Raw genomic sequence first — 21,883 nt, 5'->3', positions numbered from 1 at the left:
CGTCCGACGACGCTGTCTTGAGTATAGGAGGGGAAAACGTGATCAGCGGTCATACGCAGACGCTGGGAGGCTGCTATTCCTTCCCATGGGTGAAGTCGTTTGTGGCCGGCCATGGGGCCAGCTGCAAGCAGACGCGTGGCCGTGGCCGCGGCGCCAGCCAGGTGCGCGAAAAGAACAACAGGTGCCCATTCCTCTGCGGAGGTGGCAGATGTTATTCATTGTCAGTTGGTCAATCAGTCCTGAGCGGCGTAATAGCGCGATCGAACGTTTTCTCAAAACCAGTGGAGCTCCACCAGCAGGTGTGAAGATGCTGGGACGCTGGCATGCGGTAGGACGCATGAGCGGCTTTGGTATCGCCGAGGCCAGTGATGTGGCTCTGATCCAGAAATGGGTGCTCGACTGGAGTGACCTCATGAGCATGGAGATTCACCCGGCGATGACCGATGAGCAGATAGGGCCGCTATTGGCAGCTGCGGTCGGCAAGTAATAGTCGGGAGCCCGAGTAGCGCTGAGGAAAAAGGGGCAGACTTATTCTCGCCGAATAATTCTGCTTCTTTTTCAAGACTCCAGACCTGGAAGGCGCCGACTGACTCCGCACCGTCAAGCAACTTCGGGAAAGGAGAGTGAGATGCAACTTTTCACTGTGAAAATCGATAAGCCGCTAGAGACGAATTTCATATTCGGTCAGACGCACTTCATCAAATCCGTCGAGGACATCCACGAAGCCTTGGTCGGTGCCGTGCCCGGTATCAAGTTTGGCGTGGCTTTCTGCGAAGCCTCGGGCAAATGCCTGGTGCGATGGTCTGGCACCGATAGCGCCATGATCGAACTGGCCCAGAAAAATGCCAAAGCCATTGGCGCCGGCCATAGCTTCATCATTTTTCTCGGGGACGGTTTTTATCCGTTGAACCTGCTGAACACCGTCAAAATGGTTCCAGAGGTCTGCCGGATCTTTTGTGCAACAGCCAACCCCACTGAAGTGATTCTGGCTGAGACCGCGCAGGGGCGGGCTGTGCTTGGCGTGGTGGATGGCTTGTGTGCCACTGATATTGAAGGCGACGAAGATATTTTGTGGCGTAAGAATTTCTTGCGACAGATCGGCTACAAGTTATGAATGAAGAGCAGGCGCTTGGGCGATGTTCGGAGTGAGTCTTACAGTTGGTTCAAAACGCCAACTTGGAACCAATGAAAATCAGCATTACAGCCAGGCAAGGACGCAATATTTCGTCAGAAACGCGGCCAGATAAATGACTGCCCATGTAAATCCCTGGCAGCGATCCTATAAGTAAGTAGCCTAATAAATGCCAATCCATATTGCCCATGCTCGCATGGCCCAAACCGGCGACCAGCGTCAGGGGCACTGCGTGGGCGATTTCTGTCCCCACCAAACGTTTGGTGGCAAGAAAAGGGTACAAGATAAAAAGCGCCACAGTACCCAATGCGCCGGCACCGATGGATGTCAACGCCACCATTGTGCCGAGTATCACGCCAGTGACTACAGTCAGCATGTTCAGGTTCGAGTCACTGAGGTGGTAATGGTCGCCTGCATGCTTCTGGGCGAATGCCAGCAGCTTTTTCTTGAAGAAAATGGCCAGCGCGGTCAGCAACAGAACGAAGCCCAGGCCCTGTTTGATAACTGCATTCATCGCTTGGGGGTCAGTATCCAGATTTTTCAAAAACCACAGTGTAAGCGCTACTGCCGGCACGCTGCCAAGCGTCAGCCAGCCAGTAATTTTCCAGTCAATGTTGTTGTTCTTTTTATGAACGAATACGCCACCAGACTTGGTGATAGCAGCATAGAGCAGGTCTGTCCCAATCGCAGTTGCTGGATTAATGCCAAACCATAAAAGAATGGGCGTCATTAAAGAACCACCCCCTACGCCGGTCATGCCGACAATGAACCCGACAATCAAGCCTGCAACGACAAAACCCAAATTACCGAAATCCATTATCAAGACCTGAAAATCACGCGTGACGACACAAATATCCGGCCGGCAGCATAGCGATATTTTTTATAACCACTTATATCGATATGGTCTGACTTTATAACCTTTTCGTGCGTAATGCTCTGGCAAGGTCCATACCAGAGATCCGCTGCCCTTGGCTTTTTTGGGGGCCGGCGCCTTGCCCGAACGTGTAAAGTCAGGTGGGTTTGTAGCAATTTGTAGCTATAACCGCTAAAAGCCGGCCGATCTCCTTCTAACGAAGGAGATCGGTGGCGTTCTACCGTTGAATCGTTAAACTCCCACGGCCATCCAATAACTCCACTGAGGCTGTGTGCATGAAATTTCGTTTTCTTCTCTGGATGCTGGGCCTGTTAATGGGCAAAGCCAGTCGTAACAACCCGGCGTTTCAGCAGCAGCTGGCTGATAAAGAACTGGTGTTCCAGTTGCAGACCCTCGACGGCAAGGTTGCCCGTCATTTCTTCGTCAAAGACCAGCGTATTACCAGCAGTTCGGGCGTTTACCCAACGCCGGCGTTTGCCATTGCCTTTAAAGATGCCGCATACGGCTTTGCCACGATGCAGGCGAAGAACAAGCAACTGGCGTTCATGACCGGGATTCAGGACAAATCGATCCAGATCAAGGGCAACCCGGCGCTGGTTATCTGGTTCCAGGGGTTGACCAAGTATTTGAAGCCGAAGAAAAAGCCGAAGGTTTGAGGCGAGTCAGTTCAACCGGGGTGATCCCATCGCGAGCAAGCCCGCTCCCACATCGCAGTCGTACACAAATGTAGTGTTCACTGAAAATCTAATGTGGGAGCGAGCTTGCTCGCGATAGCGGTATTACCGGCGGCGGATCAGTGCTGGCTGAACTGCGAAGCCAGTTCGCGCAGCATAACTTCGGCTTCGAGCACTTTGCTGACCACGTCTTCAGCCTTGTCGCGGGTTATGCCCAGGCGTTCGAGCAGGGCGTCGGGGATTTCTTCGTCGGGGCCGGAACCGATGCCGCGGCTGCGTAGCAGACGTACGGCCAGACACACCAGGTTCGGGTACGCGGCGTAGTCACCGTCGAAGCCAGGGTCGTGCTGGAAGCGCAAGGCGGTGGACAGTTCTTCCGGCATGTCCCAGTAGCGCATCAGCCAGGCACCGATCTGTTCACGGCTGATGCCCAGCAAGTGTTGCTCGACATAGCTGTGGCACAGGTGCGGATTGACCTCCAGGTGGCGGCAGATCAGCGAGAAGTGCGGCGGGAAGACGTGGGCCAGCAACAGATAGCCAAAGTTGTGCAGCAGGCCTGCCAGGTAGGTCAGGCCGGCTTCCGGGCGCTGGGCGCGGGGCATGGCGCGGGTCAGGCCTTCGATGACTGCGGCAGTGTAGATCGACTGCTGCCAGTAGGGCGTGGTGTGTTGCGGATGGTCCTTGGGCAGGCTCAGGGTTTTGCCCAGGGCCAGGCCCAGCGCCAGGTTGATCACCAGATCGAAACCCAGTACGCGAACGATCGCGTCTTCCACTGAACGAATCTTGCCCGGTGAGGCGTAGTACGGCGACGCCGCCCAGCTCACCACTTGGGCGGCGAGCGCCGGATCGGTCTCCACCACGCCGGTGATGTCGTCGATGGTGGCGTTGGGATCGACTCGCAGCTTGATGATTTTTTGCGCAGTTTCGGCCAGCGGCGGGATCTCGATGGTTTCTTCGAGGCGTTGCTGAATCCGTCTGGCAGTGAATGCCTGCACCGCCTGGGTGATTTCCTCGCGGTCATCGTGGGGGCGGTCGAGGTTCGGCCGGATTGCCTGCAGAGCCTCGCCGAAGGTCGCGGCGCTGGCTTTGTTCAGCATGCTTTTGAAGTCTTCCCTGGAAACTTCAAGCAGCCACTCCGGCTCGCCGGAGTTGATCAGCAGGCTCGGTTCGCACAGCAGGCTTTCTTCATAAAGACAGGGTGAGCTGGTGAGGCTCGGCAGACCGGGCAACAGGCTCAGATTGTTTTTGCCAAGCATGCGCTCCAGGCGCTCCACCGGCACAGCTGTCAGGCGTCGGCCGGTCAGCTCGGCGAGACGATTGAGATCGAGCAATTGGCTTTGTGGAAACAGCACCATCAGGGTGCCGACAGCGTCGTCCAGCAGGACTGCCTGAACCTTGCGCACGGCGGGAAGGCCGGGATGGTCGAGCACTTCGGTGTAGCTGATGGCGAGCTTGCCCAGCAGCAACCGGATAACAGACGGAGTGTGCGGGGTTGCTGGAGCGAGGGCAACTTCAGTCATGGCCTGTATCCGTTTTCGAACAAGTTCAAGAGTATAACCAGCTTGGTTACGCCATTGTTTCAAAAACTGAGACGTTGCTCACACTTGGCCGTATTGCTGCCCATGGCGTAGCCAGCGTTCCAGCAGTGGGCTCACGTGTTGCGGCCAGCGCTCGAGCAAGGCCTGCGCCGCGTCGCGCACTGCCGGCAGCAGGTCTGCGTCACGCATCAGGTCGGCGACCTTGAACTGCAGCAGGCCGGTTTGCCGGGTGCCGAGCATCTCACCGGGGCCACGCAGTTCGAGGTCTTTCTCGGCGATGATGAAGCCGTCGTTGGTCTCGCGCATGATGCCCAGGCGTTGGCGACCGATCTGCGACAGTGGCGGATGGTAGAGCAGCACGCAGTGGCTGGCGGCGCTGCCGCGACCGACTCGCCCGCGCAACTGATGCAGTTGGGCGAGCCCAAGGCGCTCGGGGTTTTCGATGATCATCAGGCTGGCGTTGGGCACGTCGACGCCGACTTCGATCACGGTGGTCGCCACCAGCAGTTGCAGGGCGCCGGCCTTGAACTCGGCCATGACCGCGGCCTTCTCGGCGGGTTTCATCCGCCCATGAATCAGTCCGACCCGCAATTCGCCAAGGGCGCTGGTCAGGTCTTCATAGGTAGTTTCGGCGGCCTGGCAGGTCAGCTCTTCGGATTCTTCGATCAGGGTGCACACCCAATACGCCTGACGACCCTCGGCGCAGGCAGCGCGCACGCGTTCGATGACTTCGATCCGCCGGGTATCGGTAATCAGCACGGTGTTCACCGGCGTTCGGCCGGGCGGCAGTTCGTCAAGGATCGAGGTGTCGAGGTCGGCGTAGGCGCTCATGGCCAGGGTGCGCGGAATCGGCGTGGCGGTCATGATCAGCTGATGCGGACACATCCGTCCGCCGACGCCTTTCTGGCGCAGGGCCAGACGTTGCTGCACGCCGAAGCGGTGCTGCTCGTCGATGATTGCCAGCGCCAGGTTCTTGAACTGCACTTCGTCCTGGAACAGCGCATGGGTGCCGACCACCATGGGTGTGCCGTTGGCTATCTGCTCCAAGGCCGCCACGCGGTTTTTACCTTTGAGCTTGCCAGCCAGCCAGGCAGTTTCGATACCCAGCGGCTCGAGCCAGCGCGTGAAGTTGATGAAGTGCTGTTCGGCGAGAATCTCGGTCGGCGCCATCAGTGCGACCTGATAGCCAGCCTCCAGCGCCTGTAGGGCGGCGAGGGCGGCGACCACGGTCTTGCCAGCGCCGACATCGCCCTGGATCAGTCGCAGCATTGGCTCGGGCTGACTGAGATCGTAGGCGATTTCGTTGCCTACCCGTTGCTGCGCGCCGGTCGGCGGGAAGCCCAGGTTGGCCAGGTATTTCGCGGGCAGTACTTTGGCTTTCGGCAAGGCCGGCGCGCGCTGGGAGCGCAGGCTCTCGCGCAGGCGCTGCTGAGACAGCTGATGGGTCAATAGCTCTTCGAACGCCAGGCGGTGCTGCGCCCAGTGATGACCCAGGGCGAGCTCGTCGACGTCGGCGTCGGCCGGTGGGTGGTGCAGGTAGCGAATGGCGTCATCCAACGGAGCCAACTGATAATCCCGCGCCAGTTCTTCCGGCAGCCAGTCGGGCAGACTGCGGGGGCCAAGCAGGGCCAGGGTTTGCTGGCACAGTTGGCGCAGGCGCTGCTGGGTCAGGCCTTCGGTAAGCGGGTAGATCGGCGTCAGGGTTTGATCCACCGGTGGTGGCTCGTCGCCGCTGATGGCGCGGTATTCCGGGTGATAGATTTCCAACCCTGACGCGCCGGGCCGGGCCTCGCCATAACAGCGCACGCGGGTGCCGCGTTTGAGGCCTTCCTTTTGCGCGTTGCTGAAGTGGTAGAAGCGCAGGCTGAGCCCGCCGGTACCGTCCTGCAGGCGCACCAGCAAGCTGCGACGTTTGCCCATGACCACGTCGGCGCCGCTGACGGTACCTTCGATCACTGCATCCTGACCCGGCCGCAGTTGGCCGATCGGCACCACGCGGGTGCGGTCCTGATAGCGCAGCGGCAGGTGAAACAGGACGTCCTGAAGATTCTCCAGGCCGACCTTGGCCAGTTTCTCGGCCATGGCTTCACCGACGCCCTTGAGCGCCGTGACCGGCACCTTCGACAGCTCAGTCATCGTGCTTGCTTAGGCCGCTGCTGGCGGCTTGGCCACCGAGCACAGGCGGATCGAGTCGGCGAGGATTTCAATGGCTTTTGGCCGTGGGAAGCTGGCGCGCCAGGCGATCGCCACGGTGCGGAATGGCACAGGTGGCGTCAGCGGGCGGACTTCGATCACCCCAGGGGCGTAGTGATGGCTGTCTACCGCCGAGAGCGGCAGGATCGAGATGCCGAGGCCGGAAGCGACCATGTGCCGGATGGTTTCCAGGGAGCTGGATTCGACCGTGGTGTGCTTGGCGCCGTCGCTGCCCTTCAGGGTCGGGCAGGCCTCGAGTACCTGATCGCGGAAGCAGTGACCTTCGCCGAGCAGCAGCAGGCTCTTGTCGTTGAGCAGGCTGGCGTCGATGGACTTCTTCTGGGTCCAGGGGTGCGAGCTGGGCATAAGCACGTAGAACGGTTCGTCGTAGAGCTGTAGGGTCAGCACGTCCGCTTCGTTGAAGGGCAGCGCGATGATGATCGCGTCCAGCTCGCCGTTGCGCAGTTTGTCGCGCAATACGTGGGTAAAGTTTTCTTCGATGTACAACGGCATTTGCGGGGCGACCCGGTGCAGTTGCGGAATCAGGTGCGGGAATAGGTATGGACCGACCGTGTAGATCGCGCCGACTTTCAGTGGCGCGGTGAGCTGGTTTTTGCCGGCCTGGGCCAGTTCGCGGATGCCTTGGGCCTGTTCAAGAACCTTCTGGGCCTGGGCGACGATGCCTTCGCCGACCGGCGTCAGGCGTACCGCGCTTTTGCTGCGCTCGAAAATCAGCACACCGAGTTCGTCTTCAAGCTTCTTCACGCCGACCGACAGGGTCGGCTGGCTGACGTGGCAACGCTCGGCCGCGTGGCCGAAGTGCTGCTCTTGGGCGAGGGTAACGATGTAGCGTAATTCTGTGAGAGTCATAGTGGCGTCCATGAGGTTGCGAGCCAAGCATACCGGCTGCAATCGATAGGCGCACGTTATCAGAGTGAGGGCGCAGAGCGACACTCTGCAATGCATGTTTGGCGGGGATAAAGGCACCTTTCGGTGCCTTTTATTGTGAACGCTGTCCCGGTGGCGAGGGAGCTTGCTCCCGCTGGGTCGCGCAGCGGCCCCAAACCCGGCAACCGCGGCCCATCAGAAATACTGCATTCACCGGTTTACGACTGCTGCGCCCGAGCGCGGACCGGCCGGCGGGAGCAAGCTCCCTCGCCACAGGGGGTTTATGTCCGGTTTTAGCGCCGGCGTTTTTCCAGGGAATAAACGAACGGCGCAACGATTTCGATCGAGCCATTGTTCAGCATGTCGGCCGGTGGCTTGGGCAGTGGCTGGGCGCGGCGAATCATTTCCAGGGTGGCCCGGTCCAGATCGGCATTGCCCGAACGTCCTACCAGCTCAAACGACAGTACATTGCCTTCAGCGTCGACCACGAAGCGCAGACGGTTCAAGCCTTCCTTGCCACGTGCTTGAGCTCCAGCCGGGTACTTCTTGTACTTTTGCAGATGCGCCAACAACGTGCCTTGCCAGCTTTCCTTGGCGGCCTTTTGCGCGGCTGTAGGGCCGGGTGCAGGCGCGGCGGATTTCTCCGGCGGTGCAGGGGTCGGCGGAGCGTCGCTAGGTTTTTCCTCGGAAGGTTTTTCCTTTGGCAGCTCCGGCTTTTTCTCCACCGGCTTGGGCGGTTGTGGCTTTGGCTTGGGTTTGACCGGCTTGGGCACGGAGATGGTCGGTTTCGGCGCTTCCGCGAGTTTTGGCAACGGCAGTTCTTCCACCGGTGCCGGTGGTTGCGGTGGCGTCACGACTTTTGGCGGTGCCGGTGGCGGTGGTGCCGGAAGCGGCGCCAGTTCGACCACCATCGCCAGCGGTGGCAGTTCGACCGGCTGTGGCGTGGACCAGTTGAGCGCGAGGAGAATCGCGACCGCGTGGACGCCCAGCACCACGGCCAGGCTACCGCTGTAACGCGTCAGCTTTTGGCGCGTCGTGATCATTTCTTGGCTGCCGTCTCAAGTCCGACCAGGCCGACTTTGAGGTAGCCGGCTGCCCGCAGGGCATCCATCACGCTCATCAAGTCACCGTAGTCCACGCCTTTATCGGCCTGGAAGAAGATCGTCGTGTCTTTCTTGCCCTGGGTTTTGGCGTCGAGGGTCGCGCCAAGGGTTTCGGCTTTGACTTCGTCTTCACCGAGGAACAGGCGCTGGTCCGCCTTGACACTGAGGAACACCGGTTTCTCTGGCCGCGGCGCCGGTTTGGCGGTCGAGGCAGGCAGGTCGACTTTAATGTCCACAGTTGCCAGCGGTGCGGCGACCATAAAGATGATCAGCAGCACCAGCATCACGTCGATAAACGGCGTGACGTTGATTTCGTGGTTCTCGGCGAGATCGTCGTCAGCGCCTTCTCTCAAATGCAGGCCCATGGCCGATTACCCCATTTTCACCATGTGCGGTTGCGAGCTGCGCTCGGTAGGCATGTGGTCGAGGTCGCGGCTGACCAGCAGCAGAACTTCGGCCGAAGCATCGGAAACCTGAGCCTTGTAACCGGCGATGGAGCGGGCGAAGACGTTGTAGATCACCACCGCCGGGATCGCCGCAACCAGGCCCAGTGCCGTTGCCAGCAAGGCCTCGGCAATGCCGGGAGCAACCACGGCGAGGTTGGTGGTCTGGGTTTTTGCGATACCGATGAAGCTGTTCATGATGCCCCACACGGTACCGAACAGGCCGACGAAGGGCGCGGTGGAACCGATGGTTGCCAGTACGCCGGTGCCGCTGCTCATGTTACGGCCGCAGGCCGCAACCAGACGCTCGAGGCGGAAGGCGACGCGTTCCTTGATGCCTTCTTTTTCACGGCTGTTGACCGACAGGCGCATTTCTTCCATTGCGTCGTGGACCAGCAGGTTGGCGAGGGTGCCTGCCTTGGTGGCGGTGGCGCTGGCTTCTTTAAGAGTGGTGGCTTTTTTCAAGTGGGCGATTTCACCGCGCAGACGACGCTTGGCGCCCAGCAGCTCAAAGCCCTTGGCGATCCAGATGGTCCAGGTGATGATCGAAGCGATGGCCAGGCCGATCATCACGACTTTCACGATGATGTCGGCATTTTGGTACATGCCCCAAGGCGACAGATCGTGGGCCATGCCCAGCGAGTTGTCCGCCTCGAGTACTTCAGGCTGGTCTTCGAGTGTTGCGTCTTCAGCGGCGAGGGTCGGGTCGGCGGCGATCGGGGTCACGACCGGAGCGGCAGGCTCGGCGCTGCCTTGAACGGCGGCCGCAGGCGGCGTGGCTGGCACGGGCTCGTCGGCGAAAGCGGCGGCGGGTGCCAGCAGCAGGCTGAACAGCAGCGCTGTTACCATGCGCCATGGGCCCGACGGGCTCGGAAGTTTGGTTGGCGAAGCGGGGAGTTGATTGCTTGTCATGCTGGCCGGACCTGAGAGAAAAAGAGGGTGGATGTCCTTCCAGGCCTCGCAGGGCCGAGAACAAAATGGGCAGGCATTATTGCAAGTAATTCTTGTTAACAAAAGTAATAGAGTATCTTTTTTTCTTTGATTGCCAGCCGCTCGTCCATTGTCGACGCCAGGCTGAGTGCTTCTGAAAGGAGTTTTGTGATGTCCACCCCAACTGTTTTGATCGCCGGCTGCGGTGATGTCGGCAGCCGTTTGGCCACGCAACTGTTGGTCGACAATTGGCGGGTTTACGGGCTGCGGCGCAACATTTCACGCCTGCCGAGTGGTGTCGAAGGGGTCGCGGGCGATCTGTTCAGTGAGCAGTGCCCGGCCGAGTGGCCGACTGAACAGGTGGATTACCTGGTGTATTGCGCGGCGGCCACCGAGCACGACGAAGCGGGCTATCGCGCGGCCTATGTCGAAGGCCTCCAGCATGTGCTGGGCTGGTTGAAACAGCATGGTCAGCAGCCTATGCGCCTGTTGTTTGTTTCCAGTAGTAGCGTCTATGGCCAGCAGACGGGCGAATGGGTCGACGAAAATTCGCCAACCGAGGCCGCGGGGTATTCCGGACGCTTGATGCTCGAGGCCGAGCAAGTGGCTTTACAGAGCGGCATACCGGCAAGTCTGGTGCGCTTGACCGGTATTTACGGGCCGGGCCGAGAGTGGCTGTTGACCCAAGTGCGCCGGGGCTATCGCGTGGCGATCGAGCCGCCGCTGTATGGCAACCGGATTCACGTCGATGACGCTGCAGGTCTGCTGGCGTTCCTGCTCCAGGCGGAGCATCGGGGCGCGGCGCTGCAGGACTGCTACATCGGAGTCGACGATGCGCCTGTGCCGCTGGCGGAAGTGCTCGACTGGTTGCGCGAATATCTGGGAGTCACCGAATGGGCGGCCGATGCCAGTGTCCGCCGCAACGGCAGCAAGCGTTGCAGTAATGCCCGGGCCCGGACGTTGGGCTGGGTGCCGCGTTATCCGAGTTTTCGTGAAGGTTATGCGGCGATTCTTGAAGGGCGCTGCTGACGGTCAATCACCGCGATACAAATGTGGGAGCGAGCTCCCACATTAATTTGGTGTTGGCATCACTGCTTTTCCAGCAGCCACTGACGATTACCCGGCGTGAACGAAGGCATCTCGTCCGCCTGAGCGGTATTGATCGTCTGGAATATCTCCAGCTGTTTGCCCTTGCGTGCAAAAATCCAGGTATTGCCCTGGCCGTTCTGTTGCAGCCAGATGTTGTCGTTGCCGCCGCTCATGGACGCGCAATCGCCGGCGAGGCACAGCGCGTAGCGATCAGCGCCAGGAAGTCCCTCTATCCGGCCATCGGCCTGGAACTGAACGGTGCTGCCTTCGCCTGGGCCGCTAAGCACTTTCCAGCCGCCGCCCATATAGGCGGAGTACAAGGCTCGTTCGAAGCTGGCGCCGATCGGTGCGCCTTCGGGAGTCGCCCCTGGTGCGCGAGCGAAAACCTGTTCCGGTTCGGAGTCGGTTGCCACTTGTTGCAGTTGTTTGCCGTCGCGGCTGAGCTCGCTGGCGGAACTGCCATAGAAGTCGACCTTCCAGGCGCCGGATTCTTCACCCAGCAGCTTGCCATCGACATTCTCGAAACCATTGGTGTATCGCGCCTGACCGGCTCTGGTGTTGATGTCCCATTCCAGGTTTGGACCATAGGCCTGGAGGGCTTCACGCAAGGGACCGCCTTTGGCAGCAGCATCGATTGCTGCCTGGTTGATCCAGGTGCCGCTGATGTCACGGTCGGCGGGGTCGCTGGCACAGCCACCGAGAAAAACGGCGAGCAACGAGAGAGCAAGCGCTTTGCGCATGACGGAATCCTTTCAGAACGAAAATGGCGCAGCACGATGGCTGCGCCAGAACCTGTGAGCAGAGTTATTCGATGACGAGAATGGCGTCCATTTCGACCTGCGAGCCTTTTGGCAGTGCTGCAACACCGATGGCGGCGCGGGCAGGGTAAGGCTGGTCGAAATACTTCCCCATGATCTCGTTGACCTTGGCGAAGTGGCTCAGGTCGGTGAGGAAGATGTTCAGTTTGACGATGTCCTTGAACGAACCACCGGCGGCTTCAGCCACGGCCTTGAGGTTCTCGAACACCTGGACGGTCTGGGCTTCGAAGCCTTCGACCAGTTCCATGGTTTTCGGGTCCAGCGGGATCTGGCCAGACATGTAAACGGTGTTGCCAGCCTTGATTGCCTGGGAATAAGTGCCGATGGCAGCAGGTGCCTTATCGCTGGTGATAACGGTTTTGGTCATGAATGACTCCTTGTAATGGGACGGCTACGCACGCATGCGAGTGATGCGGGTGACCCCGGTCAGGGCTCGCAGTTTCTTGATCACGCGGGCCAGGTGCACGCGGTCGTGCACGCTGACCACCAGTTGGACCACGCTAATGCGACCATCGCGTTCGTCCATGCTGATTTTTTCGATATTGCCGTCGGCGGCATTGACGCTGCTGGCCAGCAGGGCGATCAGGCCGCGCTGGTGTTCCAGCTCGACGCGCAGTTCGACGTTGAATTCGCCGGTGACATCCTTGGCCCAGGAAAGCTGGATGCATTTTTCCGGGTTATGGCGGATTTCGCTGATGTTGCGGCAGTTGTCCAGGTGCACCACCATCCCTTTGCCTGCGGACAGGTGGCCGACGATCGGGTCGCCAGGGATCGGTGTGCAACATTTGGCGTAGCTCAGAACCAGGCCTTCGGTGCCACGAATCGCCAGCGGACCTTCGGCGTTCGGCAGCTGTTCGCCTTCGCCGATCAGGCGGCGGGCGACGACATAGGCCATGCGATTGCCCAGGCCGATGTCTTCGAGCAGGTCTTCGATCAGCTCCAGTCGATATTCGTGGAGCATCAACTGGATGCGCTCGGCCGGAACTTTTTCCAGCGTACTGTTGAAACCATTGAGCACCTTGTTCAGCAGGCGTTCGCCGAGGCTGATGGACTCGGAGCGGCGTTGCAATTTCAGGGCATGACGAATATGCGTGCGGGCCTTGCCAGTGACCACGAAGTTGAGCCAGGCAGGGTTTGGTCGCGCGCCCGGAGCGCTGACGATTTCCACGGTCGAGCCGCTTTGCAGGGGTTCGGACAGCGGCGCCAGGCGACGGTTGATCCGGCAGGCGATGCAGCTGTTGCCAACGTCGGTGTGGACCGCGTAGGCGAAGTCGACCGCCGTGGAGCCTTTGGGCAGCTCCATGATCCGGCCTTTGGGCGTGAAGACGTAGACCTCGTCCGGGAACAGGTCGATCTTCACGCTTTCAATGAATTCGAGGGAGTTGCCGGCGCGTTGCTGCATTTCCAGCACGCCTTTGACCCACTGGCGGGCGCGGGCATGGGTGCCTTTGGGCTGCTCGTCGCCGGTGGATTTGTACAGCCAATGGGCAGCGATGCCGTTGTTGGCCATCTCCTCCATTTCGCGGGTGCGGATCTGAATCTCTATCGGTACGCCGTGCATGCCGAACAGCGTGGTATGCAGCGATTGATAGCCGTTGGCTTTAGGAATCGCGATGTAATCCTTGAAGCGTCCCGGTAGCGGCTTGTACAAATTATGTACAGCGCCGAGTACCCGGTAGCAGGTATCGACCTTGTCGACGATGATGCGGAACGCGTAGACGTCCATGATCTCGTTGAACGCCCGTCGCTTGCCGCGCATCTTCTGGTAGATGCCATAGATGTGTTTCTGCCGACCGCTGACCTCGCCCTGAATGCCGTCGATGGCCAGGCAGTGGCTGAGGGATTCTTCGATCTTGTTGACGATTTCCTTGCGGTTGCCCCGGGCGCGTTTGACCGCCTGGTAGATTCGCGCGGAACGCATCGGGTGCATGGCCTTGAAGCCGAGGTCTTCGAACTCTACGCGGATACTGTGCATGCCCAGGCGGTTGGCGATGGGTGCATAGATCTCCAGGGTTTCCTTGGCAATCCGTCGGCGTTTCTCGCCGGACAGCACTTCCAGGGTCCGCATGTTGTGCAGGCGGTCGGCCAGCTTGACCAGGATCACGCGAATATCGCGGGCCATGGCCATGGCCATTTTCTGGAAGTTTTCGGCTTGGGCTTCGGCCTTGGTCTCGAAGTTCATCTGGGTCAGTTTGCTGACCCCATCGACCAATTCGGCCACGGTTTCACCGAACTGCGCCGAGAGCGCTTCCTTGGCAATACCGGTGTCTTCGATCACGTCATGCAGCATGGCTGCCATCAGGCTCTGATGGTCCATATGCATGTCGGCAAGAATATTCGCCACCGCCAGCGGGTGCGTGACGTAGGCTTCACCGCTGCGCCGACGTTGCCCGTCGTGGGCTTGTTCGGCGTAGAAGTACGCTCGGCGAACCAGGTTGACCTGGTCCGTGCCGAGATAGGTCGATAAGCGATCGGCGAGGGCGTCTATGCTCGGCATGATGACTCCTGCCGATGGCTGTGACCCTGCGCCGTGCTACGTCGACCAGGCATAGGCTTAGACGGCCTCGTTGGACTCGTCCTCGAACGCCGCGAACAGCGGTTCGTCTTCAACGATTTCAGCTTCAGCGATAACTTCATAGCTCATCAGGCCAGCCGCGATTTCGCGCAACGCCATGACAGTAGGCTTATCGTTTTCCCAAGCCAGCTTTGGCTCTTTGCCGCCGGTCGCCAATTGACGAGCACGTTTGGTAGAGAGCATGACCAGCTCAAAGCGGTTAGCCACGTGATCTAGGCAGTCTTCAACGGTTACGCGGGCCATGGTATTCCTCGTAGCAAATGCAATATGCGCGCTGCCCGGATGGGCGAGCGGACTGAACAGTTTAAAAAATCACCAGCGTTTAGGGAAGCGCTGATTTTTCAACCGACTCTCCAACGCGCTACAAGTGCCAATGTAAAGCCCTTGCAGCGGTTTTGGGAAGTGCTCTTTAGCCCAACAGTTCAGCCAATAATTTGCCGAAACGCTGCTGCTGACGCTTTTGATGGAGCTGGTTGGTACGGAAAATCGCTTTCAGATCGTCCAGGGCAGTGGCGAAGTCATCGTTGATGATCAGGTAGTCGTAGTCGACGTAATGACTCATCTCGCTGACCGCTTCACGCATCCGCCCTTCGATGATTTCATCGCTGTCCTGGCCGCGATTGGTCAGGCGCTGGCGCAAGGCCTGCTGGGACGGCGGCAGAATAAAGATCGAGCGGGCCTGGGGCATCAACTTGCGTACTTGCTCGGCGCCTTGCCAGTCGATTTCCAGAATCAGGTCGTGGCCTTCATCCAGGGTCTGCTGCAAATGGCTTTGCGACGTGCCATAGAGGTTGCCGAAGACTTCGGCGCGCTCGAGGAAATCACCGTGCTCGATCATCCGCACGAACTCGGCGCGGTCGACAAAGTTGTAGTTCACGCCATTGACTTCACCCGGGCGCATGGCGCGGGTGGTGTGGGAAACCGATACGCGGATTTGCGGCTGCGCGTCGATCAGGGCCTTGACCAGGCTGGTCTTGCCCGCGCCCGAAGGGGCGGAAATGATGTAGAGGGTGCCGGTGCTGTGGGTCATGTCGGGGTAGCCTTACTCAATATTCTGCACTTGTTCGCGCATCTGCTCGATCAACACTTTGAGGTTGACCGCAGCCTGGGTGCTGCGCGGGTCGAAGGCTTTGGAGCCCAGTGTATTGGCTTCGCGGTTGAGCTCCTGCATCAGGAAGTCCAGACGCCGACCGGCAGCGCCGCCGGACTTGAGCACGCGGCGAACTTCAATGATGTGGGTGCTCAACCGGTCCAGCTCTTCGGCCACGTCGCTTTTTTGCGCGAGCATGACCATTTCCTGTTCCAGGCGCTGCGGGTCCATCTCGGCCTTCATGTCGGCGAAGCGGTCGAGGACTTTCTGGCGCTGGGTCGCGAGCATCTGCGGGACCAGTTCCCGCAGGATTACCACGTCTTCTTCGATGGAGCTCAGACGGTCGCTGATCAGCCGGGCCAGCTCCGCGCCTTCGCGCTCGCGGCCACTCTTGAGCTCCTTCAAACCCTGGTTGAACAGGTTCAAGGCTTCAGCGTTCAGCGCTTGCGGGTCGGTCGCATCGGCCACCAGTACGCCCGGCCAGGCCAGAACTTCCAGCGGGTTCAAGGCTGCCGGGTGCTTGATCAGGCTGGCCACGGTCTCCGCCGCAGCTACAAGCTGCGCGGCGCGCTCACGATCAACCTGCAACGGCTTGCCGGTGGTTTCTTCGGTAAAACGCAAGGTGCATTCGAGTTTTCCGCGGGACAAACCCTGGCGCAGCGCTTCGCGAACAGCACCTTCAAGGTCACGAAAAGACTCCGGCAGACGCAGGTGCGGTTCCAGGTAGCGGCTATTGACCGAGCGCAACTCCCAGCTCAGGGTGCCCTGGGCGCCGGCTTTTTCGACGCGGGCGAAGGCGGTCATGCTATGCACCATGGAGGTACCTCGCGATTCGGTCCCGCTATCAACCTCGAAAGGTTTGAGCGGACCTGATGGATAAATTAAAGCCGACAGGCTGCAAAGGCGCAGGATTGTAACGCAGTGCAGCGAATGCCCCCAGACCCAGCGTGTGACAAAGCGCTGCAGGCGCCCGGCGGTCAGTCCCAGGCCCTTGTTCAGAGCCTTCAGTCGGGACGCAGGATTTTTAGAAGTGCCCAGTCGGTGCTGCGGGCTCTATAATGCTCGGCAGATTTCCGTCCCCCGTACAGGTATTCCCTATGAAACGTCCAAGTGGTCGCGCTGCCGATCAGCTCCGCTCGATCCGCATCACCCGCAACTACACCAAACACGCCGAGGGTTCTGTACTGGTCGAGTTCGGTGACACCAAGGTGATTTGCACGGTCAGCGTCGAAAATGGCGTGCCGCGCTTCCTCAAGGGTCAGGGCCAGGGTTGGTTGACTGCTGAATACGGCATGCTGCCGCGCGCCACTGGCGAGCGTAACCAGCGTGAAGCGAGCCGTGGCAAACAAGGTGGTCGCACCCTGGAGATCCAGCGTTTGATCGGCCGTTCCCTGCGTGCCGCACTGGATATGTCCAAGCTGGGTGATATCACCCTGTACGTCGACTGCGATGTGATCCAGGCCGATGGCGGCACTCGCACTGCGTCGATCACCGGCGCCATGGTTGCCCTGATCGATGCCTTGAAAGTCATCAAGAAGCGTGGCGGCCTGAAAGGCGGTGACCCGCTCAAGCAAATGATTGCGGCTGTTTCGGTGGGTATGTACCAGGGCGAGCCTGTGCTTGATCTGGACTACCTGGAAGACTCGGCTGCCGAGACTGACCTCAACGTCGTGATGACCAGCACCGGTGGCTTCATTGAAGTTCAGGGTACTGCCGAAGGCGCTCCGTTCCAGCCTGAAGAGCTGAACGCAATGCTGGCATTGGCGAAGAAAGGCATGAACGAAATTTTCGAGCTGCAGAACGCTGCTCTGGCTGACTGATTGCCCGACTTCCAGCAAGGAGAGCGTTACCATGAGTGAGGACCAGCTTCCACTGCCTGCGCCGAGCCGTGAGGTTCGTCAGTGGGCGATGTTTTGTCACCTCTCCGCGCTGCTGGGGATCTGGATTCCATTCGGTACGCTGATCGGGCCGCTGATTCTCTGGCAGTGGAAGCGCGAAACGGACCCGTTCATCGATGCCCAGGGCAAGGAAGCGCTGAACTTTCAGCTCACCGTCGCCATTGCATCGGCGATCTGCTTCTTGCTGATGGTGATAGTGATCGGGTTCTTCCTGTTCGGGCTGGTGGCGATCGGTGCTTTGGTGCTGACGATCATTGCCGGGGTCAAGGCCAATGAAGGGCAGCCGTATCGCTATCCTTTCACCTGGCGCTTGATCAAATAGATCCCAGTAGCACTGAAGATCCCCTGTGGGAGATTGCTCGCGATGAGGCCATTACATCCAGCATCGATGTGACTGCCAGACCGCTATCGCGAGCAAGCTCGCTCCCACATTAGATTTCAGCGCCCACAAAAAAGCCGACATCGCTGTCGGCTTTTTTGTGGCCGCGAAAAGACGCTTAGATAGTCAGCGTCCAGTCGTAATCCACGATCAGCGGTGCATGCTGCGAGAAGCGCGGCTGACGAGGCAGGCGTGCGCTACGGACGAAACGACGCAGGCCCGGAGTCAGCAGCTGGTAGTCGAAACGCCAGCCCAGGTTGAGCATCTCGGCCTGTTCGTTGTCCGGCCACCAGCTGTACTGGTCGCCTTCACGGCTGACTTCACGCAGGGCGTCGACATAACCCATGTTGCCGACAATCTCGTCCATCCAGGCCCGTTCAGGCGCCAGGAAACCCGGAGATTGTTGGCTGTCACGCCAGTTCTTGATATCCAGCTTCTGTTGCGCCACGTAGAGCGAGCCACAATAAATGTACTCGCGCCGTTTGCGCCGCTGTTTATCCAGATAGCGAGCGAAGTCGTCCATAAGCTTGAATTTCTGGTTCAAGTCTTCATCACCATTCTGCCCTGATGGAAGCAGCAAGGTCGCGATGCTGACCTTGTCGAAATCGGCTTGCAGGTAGCGCCCGTAGCGGTCCGCCGTCTCAAAACCGAGACCGCTGATGACAGCCTTCGGTTGCAGCCGCGAATACAAAGCCACACCACCTTGGGCGGGGACTTCGGCTTCGCAGGCATAAAGGAAGTAGCCATCCAGTTGGAAGGCTGGGTCATCCAGTTCAAAGGCGGAGGCACGGGTGTCCTGCAAGCAGATGACGTCGGCATTCTGTGCTTGCAACCAACTGAGCAAACCACGCTCGACTGCAGCCTGAATACCATTGACGTTCACACTGATGATCCGCATAAGTGGCCCCAAAAATCGCGTGCGGGTATGATACCCGAGGTCTACCTAATTAGCTAAATCCGTGATATTGGGGCTTTTTTCATGCAGGCGTATCAGCGCGATTTCATTCGTTTTGCCATCGATCGCGGCGTTTTGCGCTTCGGTGAGTTCACCCTGAAGTCCGGACGTACCAGTCCTTACTTCTTCAATGCCGGTCTGTTCAACAGCGGTTCGGCCCTGGCGCAACTCGGTCGTTTCTACGCGGCAGCCATTGTTGAAAGCGGAATTTCTTTCGACGTGCTGTTCGGCCCGGCCTACAAAGGTATCCCGTTGGCGGCGACGACTGCTGTGGCATTGGCTGAGCATCATCAACTCGATCTGCCATGGTGCTTCAATCGCAAGGAAGCCAAGGCTCACGGTGAGGGTGGCAGCCTGGTCGGCGCGCCATTGACCGGCGACGTGCTGATCATTGACGACGTGATCACCGCGGGCACCGCCATCCGTGAAGTGATGCAGATCATTGCTTCCCAGGAAGGCGCCAAGGCGGCCGGTGTACTGATCGCCCTGAACCGTCAGGAGCGTGGCACCGGTGAATTGTCGGCAATCCAGGAAGTCGAACGTGACTTCGGCATTCCAGTGATCAGCATTGTTTCGCTGAACCAGGTGCTCGAATTCCTGGCTGACGATCCGCAGCTCAAGCAGCATTTGCCTGCGGTTGAAGCCTACCGCGCACAGTTCGGCGTCTGACATCACCGCAAATAAAAAAGCCCTCTGTAGGAGCGAGCTTGCTCGCGATGGACTCAAGGGCATCGCGTTTATCCAGGATAAACGCGTCACCGTTAACGTCCATCGCGAGCAAGCTCGCTCCTACAAGGGGTCTCTTTCAGCGATTAGTGACGCTTGCGATTGCTGATTAGTGTGCCCACGCCGGTGTCGGTGAAGATTTCCAGCAACACCGCGTTCGGTACACGGCCATCGATAATGTGCGAAGTGGTCACGCCGCCTTGCACTGCTTCCAGTGCGCAACGGATCTTCGGCAGCATGCCACCGTAGATGGTCCCGTCAGCGATCAGCTCGTTGACCTGCTCGGTAGTCAGGCCGGTCAGGACTTTGCCCTGCTTGTCCATCAGGCCGGCAATGTTGGTCAGCAGCATCAGCTTCTCGGCCTTGAGGGCTTCAGCGACCTTGCCGGCCACCAGGTCGGCATTGATGTTGTACGACTCGCCATTGGCGCCGACACCGATCGGTGCGATGACCGGGATGAAATCACCTTTGACCAGCAGGTTCAGCAGGTCGGTGTTGATCCCGACTACTTCACCAACGTGGCCGATGTCGATGATTTCCGGGGTGGTCATTTCCGGCGTCTGCCGGGTGACGGTGAGCTTTTTCGCGCGAATCAGCTCGGCGTCCTTGCCGGTCAGGCCGATGGCGCTGCCGCCGTGACGGTTGATCAGGTTGACGATGTCTTTGTTCACCTGGCCGCCGAGGACCATTTCCACCACGTCCATGGTCTGCGCATCGGTAACGCGCATGCCGTCGACGAAATGGCTCTCGATCGACAGCCGCTTGAGCAGATCACCGATTTGCGGACCGCCACCGTGAACGACCACCGGGTTGATGCCCACGGCCTTCATCAGCACGATATCGCGAGCAAAGCCGGTTTTCAGCTCGTCACTTTCCATAGCGTTGCCGCCATATTTGATCACCAGCGTCTTGCCGACGTAGCGGCGAATATAAGGCAGCGCTTCGGATAGAACCTTGGCGGTGTTGGCGGCGGCATCGCGTTCGAGGGTCATTCAGGGCTCCGGTGAAGCTATCTAGTCAATCAGAACGGTAGTTGTAGATCAGGGGCAACACGTTTCAGCTGGGCGTGGAACACGTCCTTGATACGCTGCAACTCGGCCTCGGAATCGGCTTCGAAACGCAGTACCAGCACCGGCGTGGTGTTGGAGGCGCGAACCAGGCCCCAGCCTTCTGCGTAGTCGACCCGCACACCATCAATGGTGGTCAGGTCGGCGCCTTCGCCCCACTGCGCGTCGTGCAGTGCATCAATGATGCTGAATTTGCTCTCTTCGGTCACATGGATATTGATTTCCGGCGTAGAAATATCGTTCGGGAAGGTCGCAAACAACTCCTCCGCAGTGGATTTTTCCTTGCTGAGGATCTCCAGCAGCCGCGCGGCGCTGTAGATGCCGTCGTCGAAACCGAACCAGCGCTCCTTGAAGAAGATATGCCCGCTCATTTCGCCGGCCAACAGAGCGCCAGTTTGCTTCATTTTCTTTTTGATCAACGAATGACCGGTCTTCCACATTAGCGGACGACCACCGTACTCCTTGATCAGCGGCGTCAAGCGACGGGTACATTTGACGTCGAAAATGATTTCTGCGTCCGGATTGCGCGCTACAACATCGCGAGCGAACAGCATCAGCAGGCGGTCCGGGAAGACAATGCTGCCGGTGTTGGTCACCACACCAACGCGGTCGCCGTCGCCGTCGAAGGCCAGGCCCAGGTCAGCGTTGGTTTCCTTGACCTTGGCGATCAGGTCCACCAGGTTTTCAGGCTTGCCCGGATCCGGGTGGTGGTTCGGGAAGTTGCCGTCGACTTCGCAGAACAGCGGAATGACTTCGCAGTTCAGGGCTTCGATCAATTGCGGGGCGATCACGCCGGCGGCGCCGTTGCCGCAATCGACTACCACTTTCAGGCGGCGAGCCAGTTTGATGTCCTGGACGATTTCGGTGTTGTAGCGCTCGAGTATCTCGACCTTGGTGATGCTGCCCTTGCCGCTGCTCAGGTTGTTGGTCTTGAGGCGTTCGTGCAGGGCCTGGATCTGTTCGTTCGCCAGAGTGTCACCGGCAATGACGATCTTGAAGCCGTTGTAGTTCGATGGGTTGTGGCTACCGGTAAGCATCACACCGGATTTGCCGGCCAATACGTTGGCGGCGTAATACAGCGCAGGCGTTGGCACCAGGCCGACATCGCTGACGTGGCAACCGCTGTCGGCCAGGCCCTGGATCAGTCGTTCCACCAGCTCTGGACCGGACAGACGGCCGTCGCGGCCAACGGAAACGTTTGGTTCGTCCTGAGCCAGGCTCTGGGAACCGATAGCGCGGCCGAGCCAGTAAGCGGTTTCGGCGTTCAAGAATTCCGGGACGGTGCCGCGGATGTCGTAGGCGCGGAAAATGCTGTCGGGGAACTTCGGTGCGACTTGACCTGGGGTGCTCATTTCTGGAAATGCTCCATCTCGAAAGTGGCTGGACCTGCCTGCGAAAAACTCGTCGGCAGTCTCAAACTGAAGGATATGACGGCGTATTCGGCAGAGAGTTCGTGGTGTGCAAAGGCCATGTCACCAGAATCCGCGACCGAATGGCCCGTCAATGCCTTG

At 59.4% G+C, this 21,883-nt stretch carries 22 protein-coding genes and 1 pseudogene; 7 read left to right on the top strand and 16 right to left on the bottom strand.

Going from position 1 to position 21,883, the window contains the following annotated elements; all coding sequences use genetic code 11:
* The first annotated feature begins 208 nt into the window (after window positions 1-208).
* Entirely contained in the window at window positions 209-487 is a 279-nt protein-coding gene (locus ACA064_RS30830) for a DUF3303 domain-containing protein (protein ID WP_497671462.1), read from the top strand.
* A 141-nt stretch (window positions 488-628) separates the two neighbouring features.
* Window positions 629-1,114 (top strand): adenosine-specific kinase, encoded by a 486-nt coding sequence (locus tag ACA064_RS30825; protein ID WP_497671461.1) that lies wholly within the window; start codon window positions 629-631, stop codon window positions 1,112-1,114.
* A gap of 49 nt (window positions 1,115-1,163) precedes the next feature.
* Here the strand turns inward: ACA064_RS30825 and ACA064_RS30820 are convergent, their stop codons facing one another.
* Window positions 1,164-1,949: a sulfite exporter TauE/SafE family protein gene (locus ACA064_RS30820; protein WP_497671460.1), complete on the bottom strand. Its 786-nt coding sequence runs from the start codon at window positions 1,947-1,949 to the stop codon at window positions 1,164-1,166.
* Window positions 1,950-2,281: 332 nt separating this feature from the next.
* Here ACA064_RS30820 and ACA064_RS30815 point away from each other — a divergent pair, with 332 nt between their 5' ends.
* Window positions 2,282-2,662 carry a helicase gene (locus ACA064_RS30815; RefSeq protein WP_497671459.1) on the top strand — a complete coding sequence of 127 codons (381 nt, stop codon included), beginning with the start codon at window positions 2,282-2,284 and terminating at the stop codon, window positions 2,660-2,662.
* A 137-nt stretch (window positions 2,663-2,799) separates the two neighbouring features.
* Here the strand turns inward: ACA064_RS30815 and ACA064_RS30810 are convergent, their stop codons facing one another.
* From ACA064_RS30810 to exbB, 6 genes are all read right to left on the bottom strand, one after another.
* Complete coding sequence (locus ACA064_RS30810) at window positions 2,800-4,200, bottom strand: aminoacyl-tRNA deacylase and HDOD domain-containing protein (RefSeq protein ID WP_497671458.1); 1,401 nt, start codon at window positions 4,198-4,200, stop codon at window positions 2,800-2,802.
* 78 nt (window positions 4,201-4,278) lie between these two features.
* Complete coding sequence (gene recG, locus ACA064_RS30805; RefSeq protein ID WP_497671457.1) at window positions 4,279-6,354, bottom strand: ATP-dependent DNA helicase RecG; 2,076 nt, start codon at window positions 6,352-6,354, stop codon at window positions 4,279-4,281.
* Between the two features lie 9 nt (window positions 6,355-6,363).
* Window positions 6,364-7,281: a hydrogen peroxide-inducible genes activator gene (locus tag ACA064_RS30800; protein WP_497671456.1), complete on the bottom strand. Its 918-nt coding sequence runs from the start codon at window positions 7,279-7,281 to the stop codon at window positions 6,364-6,366.
* 311 nt (window positions 7,282-7,592) lie between these two features.
* Window positions 7,593-8,342, bottom strand: a complete 750-nt coding sequence (locus tag ACA064_RS30795; protein ID WP_497671455.1) for a TonB family protein — start codon at window positions 8,340-8,342, stop codon at window positions 7,593-7,595.
* Window positions 8,339-8,767, bottom strand: a complete 429-nt coding sequence (exbD, locus tag ACA064_RS30790) for a TonB system transport protein ExbD (RefSeq protein WP_150803796.1) — start codon at window positions 8,765-8,767, stop codon at window positions 8,339-8,341. Before exbD ends, ACA064_RS30795 begins: the two co-directional genes overlap by 4 nt.
* A 6-nt stretch (window positions 8,768-8,773) precedes the next feature.
* The gene (gene exbB, locus ACA064_RS30785) at window positions 8,774-9,757 is read right to left on the bottom strand and encodes a tonB-system energizer ExbB (protein ID WP_497671454.1); all 984 of its coding nucleotides are present in this window, start codon (window positions 9,755-9,757) and stop codon (window positions 8,774-8,776) included.
* A 189-nt stretch (window positions 9,758-9,946) separates the two neighbouring features.
* Here exbB and ACA064_RS30780 point away from each other — a divergent pair, with 189 nt between their 5' ends.
* Window positions 9,947-10,804, top strand: coding sequence for an SDR family oxidoreductase (locus tag ACA064_RS30780; protein WP_497671453.1), 858 nt, complete (start codon window positions 9,947-9,949; stop codon window positions 10,802-10,804).
* A 59-nt stretch (window positions 10,805-10,863) separates the two neighbouring features.
* Here the strand turns inward: ACA064_RS30780 and ACA064_RS30775 are convergent, their stop codons facing one another.
* From ACA064_RS30775 to ACA064_RS30750, 6 genes are all read right to left on the bottom strand, one after another.
* Window positions 10,864-11,604 (bottom strand): hypothetical protein, encoded by a 741-nt coding sequence (locus ACA064_RS30775; protein WP_497671452.1) that lies wholly within the window; start codon window positions 11,602-11,604, stop codon window positions 10,864-10,866.
* A 64-nt stretch (window positions 11,605-11,668) separates the two neighbouring features.
* Window positions 11,669-12,049 (bottom strand): RidA family protein, encoded by a 381-nt coding sequence (locus ACA064_RS30770; protein WP_003229509.1) that lies wholly within the window; start codon window positions 12,047-12,049, stop codon window positions 11,669-11,671.
* 24 nt (window positions 12,050-12,073) lie between these two features.
* On the bottom strand, window positions 12,074-14,179 hold the full coding sequence (spoT, locus tag ACA064_RS30765; protein WP_497671451.1) for a bifunctional GTP diphosphokinase/guanosine-3',5'-bis pyrophosphate 3'-pyrophosphohydrolase: 2,106 nt from the start codon (window positions 14,177-14,179) through the stop codon (window positions 12,074-12,076).
* Window positions 14,180-14,236: 57 nt separating this feature from the next.
* Window positions 14,237-14,500, bottom strand: coding sequence for a DNA-directed RNA polymerase subunit omega (rpoZ, locus tag ACA064_RS30760; RefSeq protein ID WP_150640823.1), 264 nt, complete (start codon window positions 14,498-14,500; stop codon window positions 14,237-14,239).
* 166 nt (window positions 14,501-14,666) lie between these two features.
* Window positions 14,667-15,287 (bottom strand): guanylate kinase, encoded by a 621-nt coding sequence (gene gmk / locus ACA064_RS30755; RefSeq protein ID WP_497671450.1) that lies wholly within the window; start codon window positions 15,285-15,287, stop codon window positions 14,667-14,669.
* 12 nt (window positions 15,288-15,299) lie between these two features.
* Entirely contained in the window at window positions 15,300-16,163 is an 864-nt protein-coding gene (locus tag ACA064_RS30750) for a YicC/YloC family endoribonuclease (protein ID WP_497671449.1), read from the bottom strand.
* Window positions 16,164-16,444: 281 nt separating this feature from the next.
* Here ACA064_RS30750 and rph point away from each other — a divergent pair, with 281 nt between their 5' ends.
* The gene (rph, locus tag ACA064_RS30745) at window positions 16,445-17,167 is read left to right on the top strand and encodes a ribonuclease PH (RefSeq protein ID WP_497671448.1); all 723 of its coding nucleotides are present in this window, start codon (window positions 16,445-16,447) and stop codon (window positions 17,165-17,167) included.
* 31 nt (window positions 17,168-17,198) lie between these two features.
* Window positions 17,199-17,567, top strand: coding sequence for a DUF4870 domain-containing protein (locus ACA064_RS30740; RefSeq protein WP_497671447.1), 369 nt, complete (start codon window positions 17,199-17,201; stop codon window positions 17,565-17,567).
* Window positions 17,568-17,742: 175 nt separating this feature from the next.
* Here the strand turns inward: ACA064_RS30740 and crc are convergent, their stop codons facing one another.
* Window positions 17,743-18,522, bottom strand: coding sequence for a catabolite repression control protein Crc (gene crc / locus ACA064_RS30735; RefSeq protein WP_007934608.1), 780 nt, complete (start codon window positions 18,520-18,522; stop codon window positions 17,743-17,745).
* Between the two features lie 81 nt (window positions 18,523-18,603).
* Between crc and pyrE the strand changes: the two genes are divergently transcribed.
* Window positions 18,604-19,248, top strand: coding sequence for an orotate phosphoribosyltransferase (pyrE, locus tag ACA064_RS30730; protein ID WP_497671446.1), 645 nt, complete (start codon window positions 18,604-18,606; stop codon window positions 19,246-19,248).
* 143 nt (window positions 19,249-19,391) lie between these two features.
* On the opposite strand, the gene argB is transcribed toward pyrE, so the two are convergent.
* Both argB and ACA064_RS30720 read right to left on the bottom strand, forming a co-directional pair.
* Entirely contained in the window at window positions 19,392-20,297 is a 906-nt protein-coding gene (argB, locus tag ACA064_RS30725; protein WP_497671445.1) for an acetylglutamate kinase, read from the bottom strand.
* 29 nt (window positions 20,298-20,326) lie between these two features.
* Window positions 20,327-21,730, bottom strand: a pseudogene (locus ACA064_RS30720) (phosphomannomutase/phosphoglucomutase); the annotation flags it as partial.
* Window positions 21,731-21,883 lie beyond the last annotated feature (153 nt).

This window comes from Pseudomonas sp. LBUM1658 (genome assembly GCF_059716055.1).
Note: the sequence above shows the minus strand (reverse complement) of the source record. Positions and strands in the feature narration are given on the sequence as shown.

Coding starts and splice junctions, on each gene's coding strand:
- ACA064_RS30830 (WP_497671462.1), top strand. CDS start 209: ATGTTATTCATTGTCAGTTGGTCAATCAGTCCTGAGCGGCGTAATAGC.
- ACA064_RS30825 (WP_497671461.1), top strand. CDS start 629: ATGCAACTTTTCACTGTGAAAATCGATAAGCCGCTAGAGACGAATTTC.
- ACA064_RS30820 (WP_497671460.1), bottom strand. CDS start 1,949: ATGGATTTCGGTAATTTGGGTTTTGTCGTTGCAGGCTTGATTGTCGGG.
- ACA064_RS30815 (WP_497671459.1), top strand. CDS start 2,282: ATGAAATTTCGTTTTCTTCTCTGGATGCTGGGCCTGTTAATGGGCAAA.
- ACA064_RS30810 (WP_497671458.1), bottom strand. CDS start 4,200: ATGACTGAAGTTGCCCTCGCTCCAGCAACCCCGCACACTCCGTCTGTT.
- recG (WP_497671457.1), bottom strand. CDS start 6,354: ATGACTGAGCTGTCGAAGGTGCCGGTCACGGCGCTCAAGGGCGTCGGT.
- ACA064_RS30800 (WP_497671456.1), bottom strand. CDS start 7,281: ATGACTCTCACAGAATTACGCTACATCGTTACCCTCGCCCAAGAGCAG.
- ACA064_RS30795 (WP_497671455.1), bottom strand. CDS start 8,342: ATGATCACGACGCGCCAAAAGCTGACGCGTTACAGCGGTAGCCTGGCC.
- exbD (WP_150803796.1), bottom strand. CDS start 8,767: ATGGGCCTGCATTTGAGAGAAGGCGCTGACGACGATCTCGCCGAGAAC.
- exbB (WP_497671454.1), bottom strand. CDS start 9,757: ATGACAAGCAATCAACTCCCCGCTTCGCCAACCAAACTTCCGAGCCCG.
- ACA064_RS30780 (WP_497671453.1), top strand. CDS start 9,947: ATGTCCACCCCAACTGTTTTGATCGCCGGCTGCGGTGATGTCGGCAGC.
- ACA064_RS30775 (WP_497671452.1), bottom strand. CDS start 11,604: ATGCGCAAAGCGCTTGCTCTCTCGTTGCTCGCCGTTTTTCTCGGTGGC.
- ACA064_RS30770 (WP_003229509.1), bottom strand. CDS start 12,049: ATGACCAAAACCGTTATCACCAGCGATAAGGCACCTGCTGCCATCGGC.
- spoT (WP_497671451.1), bottom strand. CDS start 14,179: ATGCCGAGCATAGACGCCCTCGCCGATCGCTTATCGACCTATCTCGGC.
- rpoZ (WP_150640823.1), bottom strand. CDS start 14,500: ATGGCCCGCGTAACCGTTGAAGACTGCCTAGATCACGTGGCTAACCGC.
- gmk (WP_497671450.1), bottom strand. CDS start 15,287: ATGACCCACAGCACCGGCACCCTCTACATCATTTCCGCCCCTTCGGGC.
- ACA064_RS30750 (WP_497671449.1), bottom strand. CDS start 16,163: ATGGTGCATAGCATGACCGCCTTCGCCCGCGTCGAAAAAGCCGGCGCC.
- rph (WP_497671448.1), top strand. CDS start 16,445: ATGAAACGTCCAAGTGGTCGCGCTGCCGATCAGCTCCGCTCGATCCGC.
- ACA064_RS30740 (WP_497671447.1), top strand. CDS start 17,199: ATGAGTGAGGACCAGCTTCCACTGCCTGCGCCGAGCCGTGAGGTTCGT.
- crc (WP_007934608.1), bottom strand. CDS start 18,522: ATGCGGATCATCAGTGTGAACGTCAATGGTATTCAGGCTGCAGTCGAG.
- pyrE (WP_497671446.1), top strand. CDS start 18,604: ATGCAGGCGTATCAGCGCGATTTCATTCGTTTTGCCATCGATCGCGGC.
- argB (WP_497671445.1), bottom strand. CDS start 20,297: ATGACCCTCGAACGCGATGCCGCCGCCAACACCGCCAAGGTTCTATCC.